The following is a 17543-nucleotide window of genomic DNA, read 5'->3' as shown; positions in this document are numbered from 1 at the left end:
TACGGTTACAGTGGAGATCTATTAGCCGGGGTCGGGGAAGGCCATCGGATATTTTCACTTTATTTCGCAGCCGATTCTGACGGGGAAATCCCGTGTCCCGGCTGCCGAAAGTGTGGCGGCGCATTGGTGCCCGGACTGTCCCTTTTTGGCGACGGTGCCGGGCATTTTACTGCGCATGATCCCCGTGCCCGGATGGACCTAGAGTTACGGGCAATCGTGATCAAGTTCTTCACAACGGACGGCAAGTTCAGCTTCATCAAGGTTGGCGCCCAGCTGCTGGTGCTTTGCGGCCTGGTGGCAGGCCTCGTAGCCTTCGTCGGCAATAACAAAACCATCACGCTGAACGTCGACGGCAAGGTCTCATCCGTCCAGTCGTTCGGCGGGACGGTGGGTCAGGTGGTCAAGAGCGCCAACCTGGACCTGAAGCCCAGCGACCGGGTCTCGCCCTCGCTCGACGCAACCGTCCACAACGGGACCGTGATCAACATCAACCAGGCCAAAGAGGTCAAGGTGAGCCTGGACGGGGCCGAGAAGACGGTCAACACCACCGCCCAGGATGTTGAAGACCTCGTCACCGAGCTCGGTGTCGCCAGTGCGTCATCGGTTTCCGCTCCGAAGGACGCGCAGCTGTCGCTGGCGGGCTCCTACGTCGCCATCTCCACCCCCAAGTCCGTCAGCATCGTGGCTGACGGCAAGGCAAACACCGCCACCACCACGGCAGCCACCGTGGGCAAGGTCCTCGAAGAGGCCGGCATAACCCTCGGCGCGAACGACCGCACGTCCCAGCCGGCCAATGCCAACGTCGTGAACGACATGGTCATCAAGGTTTCGCGGGTCGATACCAGCCAGACCGCCGTCAGCACCGAGGAGGTGCCCTTCCAGACGGTGACCGCCGAAAGCGCGGACATGCTCAAGGGAGAGAAGGAAGTAACGCAGGCAGGTGCCGCAGGCAAGATCGAGCGCACCTTCAAGCTGGTGCTGGTGGACGGACGTGAAGCCTCCCGCTCCCTGGTCTCCGAGAACGTCGCCGTCCAGCCTGTTACCGAAAAGGTCACTGTGGGCACCAAGGCCAAGCCGGCCGTGGAAGCTGCCCCGGCAGGGGCCAACACCGGGGCCGCAGCACCGGCAATGATGAACGAAGCCATGTGGGACAAGATTGCCCAGTGTGAGTCCGGCGGCAACTGGAGCATCAACACCGGCAACGGGTACTACGGCGGCCTCCAGTTCGATATCCGCACCTGGATCGGATCCGGCGGCGGTGCCTACGCTCCGAACGCCAGCCTTGCCACCAAGGCCCAGCAGATCGACATCGCCAACCGGGTGTACGCCCAGCGCGGCCTGCAGCCGTGGGGCTGCGGCTGGGCAGCAAGCCGCTGATTCCTTAGCGCAAAACCCTTAGCAGCAGTGGCCGGGCCCGTGATTATCGGGCCCGGCCACTGCCGTTAAGCGGGCGGGCAGGGAGGCGGCGCGGGATAGGATACCTAGGTGACTGAACCCATCCCCGCTACGCCCGCACCGCTGTTCGGTGCATCCGACATACGCCGGCTGGCAGAGGAGATCGGGGTCAGGCCCACCAAGACGCTGGGCCAGAACTTCGTTATCGACGGCAACACCATCCGCAGGATCGTCGCCGCCGCCGGCGTTCGGCCGGACGAAACCGTCCTCGAAGTCGGCCCCGGCCTGGGCTCCCTGACGCTGGGGCTGCTCGATGCGGCGGCCGCCGTGGTCGCCGTCGAAATCGATCCCGTGCTGGCGGCAAAGCTCCCGGAAACCGTAAAGGAATGGCGCCCGGCCGCGGCAGGATCCTTCCACCTGGTCAACGCCGACGCCATGAAAGTCACGGAACTGCCCGTGGAGCCCACCGCGCTGGTGGCAAACCTGCCGTACAACGTGGCGGTGCCCGTGGTGCTGCATCTCCTGCAGCATTTTCCCAGCCTGCAGCACGGGCTGGTCATGGTGCAGGACGAAGTGGCGGACCGGCTGGCAGCAGGCCCCGGTTCCAAAACCTACGGCGTTCCGTCCGTCAAAGCCGCCTGGTACAGCCAGATGCGCAAGGCCGGCGTCATCGGAATGAACGTCTTCTGGCCAGCGCCGAAGATCCACTCCGGGCTCGTGGCCTTTACCCGGCGTGAGCCGCCGGCAACCAAGGCAACCCGCGAACAGGTGTTCGCCGTGGTGGACGCCGCCTTTGCCCAGCGCCGCAAGACGCTCCGGGCTGCCCTTGCCGGATGGGCGGGAGGAGCACCGGAGGCCGAACGCTGCCTGCTCGCTGCCGGCGTCGACCCGACAGCCCGTGGCGAGGTCATCGACATCGCGGCGTTCGCAAGGATCGCGGAAGCCAAGGAAAACCGCCCGTGAGCGCGGGACTTGAAAGGGCGGGCACAGGGCGCTTCGCCGCCAGGACCGTCCGGGTCAAAGCTCCCGGCAAGGTCAACGTGTCGCTCGCCGTGGGCCCGCTCCGGCCGGACGGCTACCATTCGGTGGCCAGCGTGTACCTCGCCGTATCCCTTTACGAAGAGGTCGCCGCCACCAGTACCGCCGCCCCCGGGATCACCATCAGCCTCAGCCCTGCGAGCACGCTGGACCTCGACGCCGCCGACATCCCCCTGGACAGCAGCAACCTGGCCTACAAGGCAGCCGCCATCATGGCCGACGTCTCCGAGCATGCCACAGGCGTGCATCTGGAAATCACCAAGCGGGTCCCCGTGGCCGGCGGGATGGGTGGGGGGTCCGCGGACGCCGCAGCCACGCTCCTGGCCTGCGACGCCCTGTGGAACAGCGGACTGTCCCGGGAGGAACTCGCGCACCTGGCCGCGGAACTGGGCGCCGACGTGCCCTTCTCCCTGCTGGGCGGCACCGCCGTCGGCCTCGGCGTCGGGGACGAGCTGTCCCCGGCCCTGGCCAAGGCACAGACCCACTGGGTGCTGGTGGTGGCGGACTACGGCCTGTCCACACCTGAGGTTTACCGGACCCTGGACCGGCTGCGCGGGGCCGAAGGGATCGTTGCCGGGGAACCCACGGGTGTGGACCCCCGGATCCTGACCGCCCTCCGCAGCGGCGATGCTGCATCCCTGAGCCGCGTCCTGGTCAACGACCTTCAGCGTGCCTCCATCGAACTGTCCCCGGCGCTGCGGGATACGCTGGGGATCGGGGAGTCCCACGGCGCCGTGGCGGGCATCGTTTCCGGTTCCGGCCCCACCGTGGCCCTGCTGGCGGACGGCTCCGCCGCGGCCGAGGCGCTGGCCGAGGACCTGCGGCACCACGGCCTGACTGCCCTTCCCGTCCATGGCCCGGTCCCCGGCGCGCGCATCATCTCCGACACCCTCCTTTAGTTCCTCCAGCCCGGCAGCAGAAAGCAGTTCCCTTTGGCACACCTTCTTGGCGGCGAAAACCTCACGGTCTCCTACGCAACCCGCACCGTCCTGGACGGCGTCACCCTGGGGCTCGAGGAGGGCGACCGGATCGGCATGGTGGGCCGCAACGGCGACGGCAAGTCCACCCTGATGAGGCTGCTCGCCCTCCGCTCCACCCCGGATTCCGGCCGCGTTACCAAGCGTGGCGACGTTAATATCGGGTACCTGGACCAAAGCGACGTGCTCGACGGCGACCTGACAGTCGGCGCGGCCATCGTCGGTGACCAGGCGGACTACGAGTGGGCCCGAAATCCCCGCATCCGTGAAATCATGGGCGGCCTGGTGTCCGACGTCGACTGGCACGCCAACGTCCACGCCCTCTCCGGCGGCCAGAAGCGCCGGGTGGCGCTGGCCAAGCTGCTCATTGAGGACCACGACGTCATCATGCTGGATGAGCCCACCAACCACCTCGACGTCGAGGGCGTTGCCTGGCTGGCCCGGCACCTGAAGACACGATGGCGGGCCAACCAGGGCGCCTTCCTGGTGGTCACCCACGACCGCTGGTTCCTGGATGAGGTCTGCACCAAGACCTGGGAAGTGCACGACGGAATCGTGGACCCGTTCGAGGGCGGGTACGCCGCCTATGTGCTGGCCCGCGCCGAGCGTGACCGGATGGCCGCGGTGGTGGAGGGCAAGCGCCAGCAGCTGGTCAAGAAGGAGCTTGCGTGGCTTCGCCGCGGCGCCCCGGCACGGACCTCCAAGCCGAAATTCCGGATCGAGGCGGCCAACGCCCTCATCGCCGACGTCCCGGAGCCCAGGGATTCCACGGCGCTGAGCAAGATGGCCACCGCCCGGCTGGGCAAGGACGTCCTTGACCTGGAACACGTCTCCTTGAATTTCCGGGATGGCGACGGGGGCAGGAAACTGTTCGACAACATCACCCTCCGGCTGGCCCCGGGGGAGCGGCTGGGGCTCGTGGGTGTCAACGGCGCCGGCAAGACCACCCTCCTGAAGCTCCTGAACGGCGAGATTACGCCGGACGCCGGAAAGCTCAAGCGGGGAAAGACCGTGGTCACCGCAGTCCTCACCCAGGAAGTCAAGGAGCTCGACGACGTCGCCGACCTGCGCGTCATCGAGGTCATCGAGCGCGAAAAGCGTTCCTTCAACGTCGGTGGCAGGGAATTCACGGCAGGACAGCTGGTGGAACAGCTCGGCTTCACCAACCAGAAGCAGTGGACGCCGGTGAAGGACCTGTCCGGCGGGGAGCGGCGGCGCCTGCAGCTGCTGCGGCTGCTCGTGGGGGAGCCGAACGTGCTGATGCTCGACGAGCCCACCAACGACCTCGACACCGACACTCTCGCCGCCGTGGAGGATGTCCTGGACGGCTGGCCGGGCACCCTGGTGGTGGTCAGCCACGACCGTTACCTGCTTGAACGCGTCACGGACCACCAGATGGCACTGCTGGGCGACGGGAAGCTCCGCGGCCTGCCTGGCGGCGTGGACCAGTACCTCGAGCTGCGTGAAGCGGCGCTGGCCGGCTCCACCGTGGCCGGCGGCGGCAGCCCCGTCACCGCGGGAGGATCCGGTGCGGCCTCCACGGCTACCGCCTCCGGCCCCTCCGAAGCCGAAAAGCGGGAGGCCCGCAAGGCCCTCAACCGGATCGAGCGGCAGCTCAAGAAGCTTGACCAGCAGGAGAAGAAACTCCACGACGACATGGTCAAGAGCACGGAGAAGAACGACTTCGACGCCCTCGCCCAGCAGAACAGCCAGCTCAAGGACCTTGCCGACGAAAAGGACGCCCTGGAACTGGAGTGGCTTGAGGCATCGGAGCTCCTGGGCGACTAGGGCCCGCTCTGCAGCTCCGGTTCCTTCTTGAGGCCGGTCAGGCCGTTCCAGGCGAGGTTGACCAGGTGCGCGGCGACGGTGTGCTTGTCGGGCGTCCGGCTGTCCTGCCACCATTGGCCGGTCATGGCCACCATGCCGACGAGCATCTGGGCGTACATGGCCCCGTCCTCCCCGCTGAAGCCGCGGCGCGAGAACTCGTCGGAGAGAATGTGCTCCACCCGGGCGGTCACGTGGGACAGCAGCGTGGAGAACGCGCCCTCCGGCTGGGACGGGGGAGCGTCACGCATCAGGATCCGGAAACCCTCCGTGCGGTCTTCGATGTAGGTCAGCAGGGCCAGTGCCGCACGTTCCACCAGGACGCGGGGCTTGGCTTCCTCTGTGAGGGCGGTGTTGACCGCGTCCAGCAGGATGTGGAATTCGCAGTTGACCACTTCGGTGTAGAGGCCTTCCTTGGAACCGAAGTGTTCGTAGATGACCGGTTTGGACACGCCGGCACAGGCGGCGATTTCCTCGATGGTGGTCCCGTCCAGGCCGCGCACGGCGAAAAGTCCGCGGCCGACGCCGATCAGCTGGCTTCGCCGCTGCAGGCCAGTCATCCGCGTCCGCGGAAGGTTGTTGCTCACATTTCCATCATGCACCACCTGCCGGGGCGCGCTTTCCGGTGCGGCCGGCCGGGGGCGGAAGCCCCTTGGTCGCGCGCTGCCCTGAACCCGTGGCAAAATAGGGACTTGTGCCCGGGCCTTGCGCCTACGGCACGGTCCGCTCTGGTGTAACGGCAGCACCCCGGCCTTTGGAGCCGTGGAGTATAGGTTCGAATCCTATGGGCGGAACTGCTGTGCGAGGAGCGTTCAGCAGGATGGCGCCCGGTGCGGGGCCGGCGAGCCGGCTGTACACCGCCAGGCGCCAGCCCAATCAAGCAAGGAGAGCCCGTACGTGATCCCCGAGAATGCCGGCCCGGCCGCTGTAATCGTTCTGGCAGCAGGCGCCGGTACCCGGATGAAGTCGCGTACACCGAAGATCCTCCATGAAATCGGCGGCCTGTCCATGGTGGGCCACGCCCTCCGGGCCGCGCGCAGCATCAACCCGCAGCGGCTGGCCATCGTGGTGCGCCACGAACGCGACCTCGTGGCCGGGCACGTTTCAGCGCTGGATCCCAAGGCAGTCATCGTGGACCAGGACGACATCCCCGGCACCGGCCGCGCCGTCGAGGCGGCCCTCGAGGTGCTGGACGCTGACGGCCACCTGACGGGCACCGTGGTGGTCACCTACGGAGACGTCCCCTTGCTTTCCGGCGAACTGCTCGCCGAACTCGTCGCCACCCACGAGCGTGATGCCAACGCCGTGACTGTCCTGACCGCAGTCCTGGACGACGCCGCAGGCTACGGCCGCATCCTCCGCGGGGAAGACGGAACCGTCAGCGGCATCCGCGAGCACAAGGACGCCTCCGAGGACGAGCACCTGATCCGTGAAGTCAACTCCGGCATTTACGCCTTCGACGCCACCGTGCTCCGGGACGCGCTGGCCAAAGTGACCACCGAGAACGCGCAGGGCGAGAAGTACCTGACCGATGTGCTGGTACTGGCGCGCGAGGCGGGCGGCCGGGTGGCCGCCGTCGTCACCGCCGACCGCTGGCAGGTGGAAGGCGCCAACGACCGCGTCCAGCTTTCCGCCCTCGGGGCCGAGCTGAACCGCCGCACCGTGGAGGCATGGATGCGGGCCGGCGTCACGGTAGTGGACCCCGCCACCACCTGGATCGACTCCTCCGTGACGCTCGACGAGGATGTCCGGCTCCTGCCCAACACGCAGCTGCACGGGGCCACCACTGTGGCCAGGGACGCAGTCGTCGGCCCCGACACCACCCTGACCGACGTCACGGTCGGTGAAGGCGCGCAGGTGGTCCGCACGCACGGTTCCGGCTCCGTCATCGGCCCGCGCGCCGCCGTCGGCCCCTTCACCTATCTCCGCCCTGGCACGGTCCTGGGGGAGAAAGGCAAGATCGGCGCCTTCTACGAAACCAAGAACGTCACCATCGGCCGCGGCTCCAAACTGTCCCACCTGGGCTACGCGGGCGACGCCGAAATCGGCGAAGACACCAACATCGGCTGCGGCAACATCACGGCCAATTACGACGGCGAGAAGAAGCACCGCACGGTGATCGGCTCCGGCGTCCGTACAGGTTCCAACACGGTCTTTGTTGCGCCGGTCACCGTGGGGGACGGCGCCTACAGCGGCGCCGGCGCGGTGATCCGCAAGGACGTACCGGCGGGAGCCCTCGCAATCAACGTTGCGCCGCAGCGCAACGCTGAAGGCTGGGTTGCCGCGAACCGTCCGGGCACCCGCTCCGCCGAACTGGCCCAGGCGGCCACCCAACACTCCTCAAGTACCCCGGCATCTACAGAAGAGGGCAAGTAACAAATGAGCGAAATTACGGCGCACGGCGAAAAGAAGCTGGTGCTCGCCACCGGGCGGGCCCACCCGGAGCTGGCGCGGGAAATCGCCAAGGAACTCGGCACCGACCTGCTGCCCGTGGACGCCTACGACTTCGCCAACGGAGAGATCTACGTCCGTGCCGGGGAGAGCGTTCGCGGCACCGACGCCTTCGTGATCCAGGCGCACCCGGCCCCGCTGAACAACCACCTCATGGAACAGCTGATCATGATCGATTCGCTGAAGCGGGCCTCCGCCAAGCGCATCACGGTGGTGTCGCCGTTCTACCCCTATGCCCGGCAGGACAAGAAGGGCCGCGGCCGCGAGCCCATCTCCGCCCGCCTGGTGGCCGACCTCTACAAGACCGCCGGCGCCGACCGCATCATGAGCGTGGACCTGCACACCTCGCAGATCCAGGGCTTCTTCGACGGGCCCGTGGACCACCTCATGGCCATCCCGCTGCTGGCCGACTACATCCGCACCCGCGTCGAAGCCGACAACATCACGGTTGTCTCCCCGGACACCGGCCGCGTCCGCGTGGCCGAACAGTGGGCGGAGCGCCTGGGCGGCGCGCCCCTGGCGTTCGTGCACAAGAGCCGTGACCTCACCGTGCCCAACCAGGCGGTCTCCAAAACGGTGGTGGGACAGATCGAGGGCCGCACCTGCGTGCTGATCGACGACATGATCGACACCGGCGGAACCATCTCCGGAGCTGTCACCGTGCTGAAGAACGCCGGCGCCAAGGACGTCATCATCGCCGCAACCCACGCAGTCTTCTCCGATCCGGCGGCCCGGCGCCTCTCCGAGTCCGGGGCCCGCGAAGTGGTGGTCACCAACACGCTGCCGCTCACCGCGTCCCAGCGTTTCCCGCAGCTGACGGTGCTGTCCATCGCCCCGCTGATCGCCCGTGCGGTCCGCGAAGTGTTCGACGACGGTTCGGTCACGAGCCTGTTCGACGGCAAGGCCTAGCCGGGCGTTAACCCTGCCGGCCTGGGCCCACGCCGGCAGGGTTCCCCGCGCGAGCTTGCGGGCTCAGGGAACCGGTGGGGATTTCAGGGAACGGGCCCCGCACTGGTAGCCTAGTACCCGATACCTTGGCGAGGGAGGGCATAGCCTCCGTTATCGACTGGGTCTGCTTGTCCTTCACCTGAAGGACTGCCTTCTTGAAGGGCTGCCAACCGGCCCGGCGTTGAAGGTCACACCAGACCTCCGCCCTTGCTGAACACCGTTTAGTCTTCAAGGAGATATCCATGTCTGAGCAGAAGCTCGCAGCAGAACTGCGCACCGAATTCGGCAAGGGCTACGCCCGCCGCGCCCGCGCCAACCACCAGATCCCCGCCGTCATCTACGGCCACGGTGCTGAGCCCATCCACGTGACCCTGCCGGCCAAGGCCACCACCCTGGCCGTCCGCACCCCCAACGCCCTGCTGTCCCTGGACATCAACGGCGAAGGCCACCTGGCCCTGGTGAAGGATGTCCAGCGTGATCCCGTAAAGCAGATCATCGAGCACATCGACCTCCTGACCGTCCGCCAGGGCGAGAAGGTCACGGTTGACGTTCCGGTCCACCTTGCGGGCGAGACCGCTCCCGGCACTGTCCACAACCTGGAACTGACGGTTGTGTCCCTCGAGGCCGAGGCAACGCACCTGCCCACCGCCATTGAGGTCAGCATCGAAGGCCGCGCCGCGGGCGAGCACGTCCACGCTTCCGACCTGGTCCTGCCCAAGGGCACCGTCCTGCTGACCGACGCCGAAGCACTCGTGGTGAACATCTCCGAGGCCATCGAAATCGCCGAGGAAGCAGAAGCCGAAGCTGCTGCCGAAGGTGCAGCAGCGGAAGCTCCGGAAGCAGCCGAAGAGGCCGCAGCCGAGTAAGCACTTCCGCGCTCATGCCGGTGGCCGGATCCCCCAGGGGTCCGGCCACTGCCATGTCAGCCTTGTCCGGCAGTGCAGTGTCCCGCCCGCCCGAACCGCCCACCATAGGATGGATCCATGACTGACACCTGGCTGATCGTCGGCCTCGGCAACCCCGGGGCGCAGTACCAAGGCAACCGGCACAATATCGGCCAGATGGTGCTCGATGAACTCGCAGGCCGCATCGGGGCCGGCTTCAAGACGCACAAGGCCCGGGCGCAGGTAGTCGAGGGGCGCCTGGGGATCGGCGGGCCCCGCGTCGTCCTGGCGAAGCCCATGACGTACATGAACGTCTCCGGCGGACCCGTCGCCGGCCTGGCAAATTTCTTCGGCATCGCGCCGGACCATGTGGTGGCCGTCCACGACGAGATCGACATCCCTTTTAACACGGTCAAGTTAAAAATCGGCGGGGGCGAAGGCGGCCACAATGGCCTGCGCGACATCTCCAAGGCGCTCGGCACCAAGGACTACCACCGGGTACGCGTGGGGGTTGGCAGGCCTCCGGGCAGGATGGACACGGCAGACTTCGTCCTGCGCGACTTCGGTGCGGCCGAGCTCAAGGAGCTTCCGTTCCTGCTGGACGAGGCCGCCGACGCCGTTGAGTCATTGCTCCGGGACGGGCTCACGGCAGCCCAGCAGAAGTTCCACCCGGACAAATCCAGTCGTTTGCAATAAAAAACTTAAAGGCCCTTTGGCCTGTCTCGTTGTCTGCTGGGCAGGGTACTCTTCTTCCTATGCGGGGGAGCAATGGGGCTACATCCCGCTACTGCAGGATGTAGGGGATAAGTTCATGTCAATCGAGCCACTTAGCTGGGGACGTGGGTCAATACCTCCCGACGACGGGCTGCCCACGAAACCCTCCGCTCCGCCGGAGGGCAAATGGTCCGTGCCCGCCCGCAGCGCCAACCTTGAGGCCGTCCGCAGCGCGCTCACCAGCGAAAACTCCCTCGGTGTGGTGATCACCGGCGGGCGGGGTGTGGGCAAATCTTCCCTGGCCAGGGCCGCGGTGGCTGACCTCGGACCGGATGTCTGGTCCCTGCAGCTTCGCTCCGGCCCCTCCGGCGCCGCCACGCCGTACGGTTGCCTGTCCTTCCTGCTGGCCCGGCTGCCGCGGGCCTACATGGGCTCGCCCACCGCCATCCTCCGCGGCATCACCTCACTCATCCGCAGCGACGCTGCCGGCAGGCCCTGCGTCATCACCCTGGATACTTCCGGAAGCATCGACGACATGAGCGCGGGCGTGCTGCTGAACGTCATGCTCACCCGCACGGCACGCATCATCGCAGTCGCGCCCAATTCCAGCGACCTTCCGGCCGACTTCCACTGGCTGCTGACTGAGAGGAGGCTGGCCGAGGTCCGGCTCAGCAACCTCAATGAACTGCAGACCAGGCAGGTCCTGCTGTCCCTGCTGGGGCACCGCGTCTCATCCTCGCTGGTCACCACCTTCCACCAGATGGTGGGCGGCAATCCGTTGCTGCTCAAAGCCCTGGTCACCGAGCAGCAACTGTCCGGCAACCTGGTGCTGTCCGATTCCGTGTGGACCCTCCGCGACAAAGTAGTGCTCGACGGCGCCGCCAGCCTTGATGACATCGTCCGGTCCCGCTGGTCACGCGAAGCACCGCAAACCCGTGAAGTGATCGAGATGCTGTCCTGCGCCCGGCGGGTGGAACTGTCAAGGCTGACAGCTGTCTACGGCGCGGACGTCGTGGCGGACATGGAAGACGGCGGGCTGCTGGAGATCGACGACTCGGACTGCCGCTGGGTGTCCCTGCGGGAGAAGTATATCGGCGACGTGGTCCGGACCTGGCTCAGCATTTCACGCCGCCGTGAGCTCCGCGCCGTCCTGCTGGGCGGCCAGGAACCCGACCCCGCCACCATGACGGTGGAGGAGTTGATGTCCGCCGCCGCATGGACGCATGAGTGTGAGGCGGCGCTGAGCCCCGCGCTGGCGCTTGCGGCCGCAGAAGCGGCAGTGCAGCTCTTCGACCCCCGGTTCGCCCTGACCTACGCGGACATGCTTCAAAGAACCGACCGCGAGTGGGCGCCCGCGCAGCGGCAAAAAGCCGCGGCCTACCTCCAGCTGGACATGCCGGTCCAGGCGCTCGCGGCCCTGGACGACATCTCCCAGCCGGAGCTGGAAGGCCTGGATCTTGAAGAGTACGCCGAGGTGATCGCCGCCAAGGCGCATGTCATGCTCAGGCTGCCTGCGCACGCGGCCAAGGTCCCGGACCTCTTCGCCTCGGCCCGGCAGCGGCTCGACAAGGTGGGCCACCAGGCAGTGTGGCCCGCGCCGGTGGCCGTGGCAGCGAACCGGATCGCTTTGAGCGAATTTGAATACCGCGCCCACGCCGGCGACTTCGCCGCCATGATTCCCCAGTTGGAACGGGCAGCGGATCCTGCCCGGAACCCCGACAGCGCGTTCCGGTACCGGTCGGCGATCATCCTGATGGGCGCCTTGGCAACCACCGGCCGCGAGATGGACGCACTGGGCCTGATGAGGCAGCTCGGCGGCCAGATCAGCGACGCCTCGCACGTTGTAGGCCTCCGCGAGAGGTACACGAAGGAGGCATATTTCGTCCTGCTGGTGGCCGGCCAGTGGCGGCGCTGCATCGACCTCCTCCGCTCCACCGGCCAGCCCCAGGCCACCAGCCTTCCGTACCGCAGTGCCGCCACGGAGCTGGCGGTGGGGATGGCCTACGTCTTCTCCGGCCGCGGCGACGCTGCCCTGGAACCCCTCATTTCGGCCGCCGCGCAATTGGAGCTCCAGCCGGTCGAGACAGCACTTCGCAGCGCGTATGCCGCTACCGCGCTGGCCTACGCCCAGACGGGCAACACGGCACAGGCCCGCCGGTACCTCGGGAAGCTGCAAAGGACACCTGGAAAAGCGGGGTTCGCTGCCGAAAGCATCATCGAGTTCTGCGCGCACGTGGCCGGCCGGTGGCTGGGTGATTCCGAGGCCGTCACCGCCCTGAAGCAATCGGCGCGCCGGAACATGGCAGCCGGGCGGTGGACCATTGCCGGCATCAACCTGCTCGCGGCCACTGTGAACGGCAGCGATGCCGACTTCCGCCTGCTGGAGGAGATCGCCGGCCACAGGCAGGGCCCGCTGGCGGAGATCTCCCGGCTGACGGCCATCGGGAGCAGGACAAAGAACGCCAAGGCACTCCTGGCCGGCGCCGAACTTGCCGCAACCCTCGAGCTGGACGTGGTCGAGGCCCGGTGCATGGCGCTCGCGGTGGACTTCGCCCGCCAGGACGGGGACGCCGCGTCCGCCAGGACCGCCCAGGCCCGGCTCGACATCCTCGCCTCCACGGTGGCGAACCTGCCCATCGTGCCCAGCAGTGGCAGCCCGCTGCTCACCAGCCGCGAACGGCAGATTGCGCGCATGGCGGGCCGGGGTGCTTCCAACCGCGATATCGCCCTGGAAATGGGCGTCTCAGTCCGGACCGTGGAAGGCCACCTTTACCAGGTTTTCACCAAGCTCGGCGTAACTTCCAGGGGTGATCTAACTGGACTCGTCTAACGGACACCGGCCCGCGGCCGCCCACAGGCTCCTCACCGGCCGCCGGGAGCCGGTGGAACGGATCTGCAACATCATCCGCAACGGCACCAGCCACGCCGTCTTCGTCATGGCCGGGCCGGGCATTGGCAAGTCGTCCGTCACGGACGCCGTCACCGAACGGCTCGCGGGCGAACTCAACGTCCTGCGGATCCACGCCAGTTCCGCCCTGTCCGCGGTGCCGTTCGGGGTCCTGACGCCTTACACCGGTGACCTCACGGCGGAAGAGTCAGTCTCGCCGGTAGCGGTGCTGCGGTCGATGTGGTCGTACTTTGAAAAGCTCAAGGCCGGCAACCAGGCCCCGGTCCTGCTGTCGGTGGACGATGCACACCAGCTGGACGAGGCCTCGGCCGGCATCCTGGCGGACTTGATTTCGGCCGGCTGGGCCACCGTGCTGGCGGCTGCCAGTCCGCGGCCGGGCCTGCCGCAGCCCCTGGACCAGCTCTGGTACGACGGACTCGCCGAGCGCGTGGACCTGCGGCCCCTCAACCGGGAACAAATCGAGGAGGTCCTGGCCCATGTCCTCGACGGCACCATTCCTGCGGCAACGGTCGATGCCGTCTGGAGTGCCTCCGGGGGCAACCCGCGCATCCTGGACGCGCTGCTCCATGACGCCGCCGAAGCCGGAATCCTCGCCAAGCGCAACGGCATCTGGATCCTTCTGGGCCCCCTGCCCGCGGACGGGCCCCGGCTCGGGCGCGTAGTTGCCAAGGACCACCTGCGCCGCAGTCCGGAGGAACAGGAAGCCCTCAAGCTGATTGCCCTGGCCGGGCCCGTAGGCCGCAAAGTCATAGAAGACATCAGCGGCGCAGCCCTGGTCAGGTCCCTCCTGGACCAGCAGATGGTGGTGGAGATGCCCGGCGTTCCAGCCGCGCTCAGCATCTGGAACGGCCTTTTCGGCAGTGCCATCCGGCACACCATTTCGGTTTCACGCAGCCTGCAGCTGTTCGAAAAGGTCAAAGCCCACCAGGATCCAGGGCTGCTCCGGGGGGAGGGCCTGCTGCGGTCGGTGGAGTGGGCGCTGGAGTGCGGCCTTCGCCCGGACGACGACCAGATGCTGGCGGCGGCCAGGGAGGCACTGCAGAGGTTCCGCAACCACAGCGCACGCTCCATTGCAGCCCGGATCCACAACCCCTCGCTGCTTCCCCTCGCACAGGCGATCCAGGCCCGCGCCCTCTACAACGAGGGCGCCTACGCGGAAGCCGCTGCCCTCCTTGACGAATGCTGGCCGCACTTGGCTGACGATCCCCACGGGCCGGCCGTCCTGCTGCTCCAGGTCTCGGCCTACCAGGCGACCGGCCAGCCCCTGGCGGCGGTCGCGGAGGACGTCCGTAAGCTCGCCGCCGGTCCTGGTGGTGCGGTGGGTTGGCAGGAGGAGTTGCTGTGCCTCCTGCGGCTTGGCGCCGAGGTGGATCTTGAGGCCCTCACCGGACGGGTTGCAGCCCTCCGGCAGTCCTCCCCGGACGATCAGAGCGCTGACCCATTGCGGGCCCTGGCGGAAGGCCTTTTGGCCCAGGCCCTGGCCGCGGCGGGCCGCGCGGGCCAGGGGCTGGATGCTGCGCTCCTGGCTGCCTCGGAACTGCCCCCATTAAAGGGCAGCCTTTTCTTCTTCCCTGAATTCGTGCTGTGCCGCCTGGTTGCAGACTACCTGGCCATGGGCGAATGGGAGTCGGCTGAGCGGGAACTTGACAGCTACGCTGCGGGGCACCCGGCCGGTGCTGCGACTTTTAACGGGAGCCTCCAGGTCCTCCGCGGCTATTCCCTGTTGCGGCAAGGGAGGATGGAACGCGCCTACCAGGTCCTGCTGCCTGCGGTTGAGGCGCTCAGGCTCAATGATCCGCTGCAGTTGAACAGGTTCGGCTCAGCGTTGGCCTTCTACGTGGCCGCACGGCTCGGCGATGCGGAACAGGCCCGGCGCCTGGAACAGGATTACAAGGATGCCGTTGCCGGCGGGCCGGCATATGACTTCCTCGCCGAGGCCTACGCTGCCGCGGCGGCCGAGTATCTGGCGCGGGACGGCAAAGGCCTGGCAGCACTGCAGACCCAGATGACCACCCCTGAAGCAACCGCACGGGCAGGAAACCTGCTCGAGGTCTTGGCCATCTGCTGGGACCTGGGGGACCCCTCCGTGATACCCATCATCCAGGAGACGGCCCCGGGAGTGGAGGGACGCTGGGCCGAAGCCCTGCTGACCCTGTCCACCGCCTGGGAAAACGCTGACGGTGATGCCCTGATGGCAACGGCTGCCTCGCTGGAGGAGGCAGGCTTTGCCAACCTCGCCCGTGAGGCTTATGCCCGTGCCAGCACAGTGCTGGAGGAGTCCGGGGAACGTCGCCGTGCGCGGCAGGCCGTGGCCCAGCGCGAGCGGTGCGACCATGAACTGGGCGAGCGGTTCCGCGAGGGCCGGTTCATCGCAGCGGCTCCCGCTGTCCATCTCACCCGCCGCGAACAGGACATCGTCGAGCTGGCGGTGCAGGGCCTGACGGACCGTGAAATTGCCCAGCGGCTCATGGTTTCCGTCCGTACCGTGGAGGGGCACCTCTACCGCACGTACGTAAAGCTCGGTGTGCGCAGCCGTGATGAGCTGGAGTCGGCCCTGCCCCGGTAGGGACCCGCACGGCGGAACCGGCCTCCGCCACCGGCACGGCCGGTAACAGCCGCGTGCTTTCATGCCACGCCCGCGATGCCCCCGCGATGTCCTTGGCCACCGCCTGCAGCCTCCCGGAACCGGGTCCACCCGGCAGGCACCGGTTGTTGCGTAGCAGTGTCCGGGCACCCGGTAGTTCGCCGTCCCGGATTCGAGTACACCCTACTCGTGTACCACCGGGCGCCGCAGGCTTTACTTAAAGAGGCAAGGCAACGCGGCACCCGCCGCGGAGCAGGCCAGGAAAACCAGCAAGACCCCCATCAACTTCCGGTCCTTCGGGACCGGGCTTAGACGGGGCCGGCGACGTTAGAGTCTTCTGAGACCGAGACTCTCCCCCCAGCCGTCGCCGGCCCCTTTGCTCCCTCGGCCGAAGCCCGGGGTGGTAGTGGCGGCCGCCCTCCCGGGCGGCCGCCACAGCCATGCTGTGGGACAATTGAGTGTCACCCGTTGGCAGCTCAAGGAGTTCGTTTTGGCCGTAGTATCAACGCCAGCCACACTGGAACGTGCCGTACCGGTCATGGATAACGCCGAGGTGCTGCGCATCCGCAACGACTTCCCGGTCCTCAACCAGCTGGTCAACGGACAGTCACTGGTCTACCTCGACTCCGGTGCCACGTCGCAAAACCCGGTGAGCGTGATCGAGGCCGAGCAGGAGTTCTACGAACAACGCAATGCAGCCGTGCACCGCGGCGCACACCACCTCGCCGTGGAGGCCACCGAAGCCTTTGAAGACGCGCGCCAGACCATTGCTGACTTCATCAGCGCGGACTACGAGGAAACGGTCTGGACCTCCAACGCCACGGAGGGTCTCAACCTCTTGTCCTACGCGCTGTCCAATGCAGGCCTCTGGGCTGCGCAGGGACGCGGGGACAGCCGGCTCAAGGATCTCGCCCTGAACCCAGGGGACGAGATCGTGGTCACCGAAATGGAGCACCACGCCAACCTCATTCCCTGGCAGGAACTGGCGTTCCGCACCGGCGCGACGCTCCGCTACATCCCCATTGCCGACGACGGCAGCCTCCGCATGGACCGGGCCGGGGACGTCATCGGGCCGCGTACCAAGGTCCTGGCGTTTACCCACGCCTCCAACGTCCTGGGGATCATCAACCCCGTGCAAGAGCTGGCTGCCCTGGGCCGGGCCGCCGGAGCCCTGGTGGTCCTCGATGCTTGCCAGTCCGCTCCGCACCTGCCGCTGGATGTCAAGGAACTGGACGTCGACTTCGCCGTGTTTTCGGGGCATAAGATGCTGGCGCCCACGGGCATCGGCGTGCTGTACGGCCGGCAGGAACACCTTGACGTCCTGCCGCCGTTCCTGACCGGCGGTTCCATGATCACCACTGTCACCATGGAACGCGCCGAGTACCTTCCGGCGCCCCAGCGCTTCGAAGCAGGCACCCAGCGCATATCGCAGGCGGTGGCCCTGGCGGCGGCAGCCAACTACCTCACCGAAACGGGACTTGACCGCATCCACCGATGGGAAGCGGAGCTCGGGCAGCGCATGGTGGCGGGACTGGAATCCATCGCAGGTATCCGCGTGCTTGGCCCGGCCGCAGGACAGGAGCGCATCGGCCTTGCCGCGTTCGACGTCGAAGGCGTCCACGCCCACGACGTGGGACAGTTCCTGGACTCGCAGGGGATCGCCGTGCGTGTGGGCCACCACTGCGCCCAACCGTTGCACCGGCGGCTGGGACTGACCGCCACCACCCGGGCCAGCGCCTATCTCTACAACACCACTGACGACGTGGACCGTTTCCTGGAAGCCGTCGCCGGCGTCCGTGCCTATTTCCGCGCCTAACCGA

Annotated in this window: 12 protein-coding genes and 1 tRNA gene; 12 read left to right on the top strand and 1 reads right to left on the bottom strand. The window is 67.3% G+C overall.

The annotated features are described in order from the left end of the window. Positions 1–216: 216 nt before the first annotated feature. The 4 genes from K4G53_RS02710 (at position 217) to K4G53_RS02695 (ending at position 5198) form a co-directional block, all read left to right on the top strand. Positions 217–1377, top strand: coding sequence for a resuscitation-promoting factor (locus K4G53_RS02710; protein ID WP_221383952.1), 1161 nt, complete (start codon positions 217–219; stop codon positions 1375–1377). Between the two features lie 108 nt (positions 1378–1485). Next, entirely contained in the window at positions 1486–2358 is an 873-nt protein-coding gene (gene rsmA / locus K4G53_RS02705; protein ID WP_221383951.1) for a 16S rRNA (adenine(1518)-N(6)/adenine(1519)-N(6))-dimethyltransferase RsmA, read from the top strand. Continuing rightward, a complete protein-coding gene (locus K4G53_RS02700) occupies positions 2355–3332 on the top strand; it encodes a 4-(cytidine 5'-diphospho)-2-C-methyl-D-erythritol kinase (protein ID WP_221383950.1) in 978 nt (325 codons plus the stop codon). Before rsmA ends, K4G53_RS02700 begins: the two co-directional genes overlap by 4 nt. A 33-nt stretch (positions 3333–3365) precedes the next feature. Continuing rightward, entirely contained in the window at positions 3366–5198 is a 1833-nt protein-coding gene (locus K4G53_RS02695) for an ABC-F family ATP-binding cassette domain-containing protein (RefSeq protein WP_221383949.1), read from the top strand. On the opposite strand, the gene K4G53_RS02690 is transcribed toward K4G53_RS02695, so the two are convergent. Continuing rightward, the gene (locus tag K4G53_RS02690; RefSeq protein ID WP_221383948.1) at positions 5195–5821 is read right to left on the bottom strand and encodes a TetR/AcrR family transcriptional regulator; all 627 of its coding nucleotides are present in this window, start codon (positions 5819–5821) and stop codon (positions 5195–5197) included. The genes K4G53_RS02695 and K4G53_RS02690 overlap by 4 nt on opposite strands. 135 nt (positions 5822–5956) lie before the next feature. Here K4G53_RS02690 and K4G53_RS02685 point away from each other — a divergent pair. The 8 genes from K4G53_RS02685 (at position 5957) to K4G53_RS02650 (ending at position 17539) form a co-directional block, all read left to right on the top strand. Next, a tRNA-Gln gene (locus K4G53_RS02685) sits at positions 5957–6028 on the top strand. 103 nt (positions 6029–6131) lie between these two features. Further along, positions 6132–7610, top strand: a complete 1479-nt coding sequence (gene glmU / locus K4G53_RS02680; protein WP_221383947.1) for a bifunctional UDP-N-acetylglucosamine diphosphorylase/glucosamine-1-phosphate N-acetyltransferase GlmU — start codon at positions 6132–6134, stop codon at positions 7608–7610. A 3-nt stretch (positions 7611–7613) separates the two neighbouring features. Continuing rightward, positions 7614–8594 carry a ribose-phosphate diphosphokinase gene (locus K4G53_RS02675; protein WP_221383946.1) on the top strand — a complete coding sequence of 327 codons (981 nt, stop codon included), beginning with the start codon at positions 7614–7616 and terminating at the stop codon, positions 8592–8594. Between the two features lie 281 nt (positions 8595–8875). Next, on the top strand, positions 8876–9499 hold the full coding sequence (locus K4G53_RS02670; protein WP_221383945.1) for a 50S ribosomal protein L25/general stress protein Ctc: 624 nt from the start codon (positions 8876–8878) through the stop codon (positions 9497–9499). 117 nt (positions 9500–9616) lie between these two features. Then, entirely contained in the window at positions 9617–10213 is a 597-nt protein-coding gene (gene pth, locus K4G53_RS02665) for an aminoacyl-tRNA hydrolase (protein WP_221383944.1), read from the top strand. Positions 10214–10328: 115 nt separating this feature from the next. Continuing rightward, entirely contained in the window at positions 10329–13061 is a 2733-nt protein-coding gene (locus tag K4G53_RS02660) for a LuxR C-terminal-related transcriptional regulator (RefSeq protein ID WP_221383943.1), read from the top strand. Further along, positions 13048–15705 (top strand): LuxR C-terminal-related transcriptional regulator, encoded by a 2658-nt coding sequence (locus tag K4G53_RS02655; protein WP_374226139.1) that lies wholly within the window; start codon positions 13048–13050, stop codon positions 15703–15705. Before K4G53_RS02660 ends, K4G53_RS02655 begins: the two co-directional genes overlap by 14 nt. Before the next feature lie 508 nt (positions 15706–16213). Continuing rightward, a complete protein-coding gene (locus K4G53_RS02650) occupies positions 16214–17539 on the top strand; it encodes a SufS family cysteine desulfurase (protein ID WP_221383942.1) in 1326 nt (441 codons plus the stop codon). Positions 17540–17543: the final 4 nt, after the last annotated feature.

The sequence above is a fragment of the Arthrobacter sp. MAHUQ-56 genome, assembly GCF_019710585.1.
GTDB lineage: Bacteria > Actinomycetota > Actinomycetes > Actinomycetales > Micrococcaceae > Arthrobacter.
The sequence above is the reverse complement of the archived record's forward strand: the minus strand, read 5'-3'. Positions and strand labels throughout refer to the sequence as shown.

Coding starts and splice junctions, on each gene's coding strand:
- pth (WP_221383944.1), top strand. CDS start 9,617: ATGACTGACACCTGGCTGATCGTCGGCCTCGGCAACCCCGGGGCGCAG.
- K4G53_RS02670 (WP_221383945.1), top strand. CDS start 8,876: ATGTCTGAGCAGAAGCTCGCAGCAGAACTGCGCACCGAATTCGGCAAG.
- K4G53_RS02675 (WP_221383946.1), top strand. CDS start 7,614: ATGAGCGAAATTACGGCGCACGGCGAAAAGAAGCTGGTGCTCGCCACC.
- K4G53_RS02660 (WP_221383943.1), top strand. CDS start 10,329: ATGTCAATCGAGCCACTTAGCTGGGGACGTGGGTCAATACCTCCCGAC.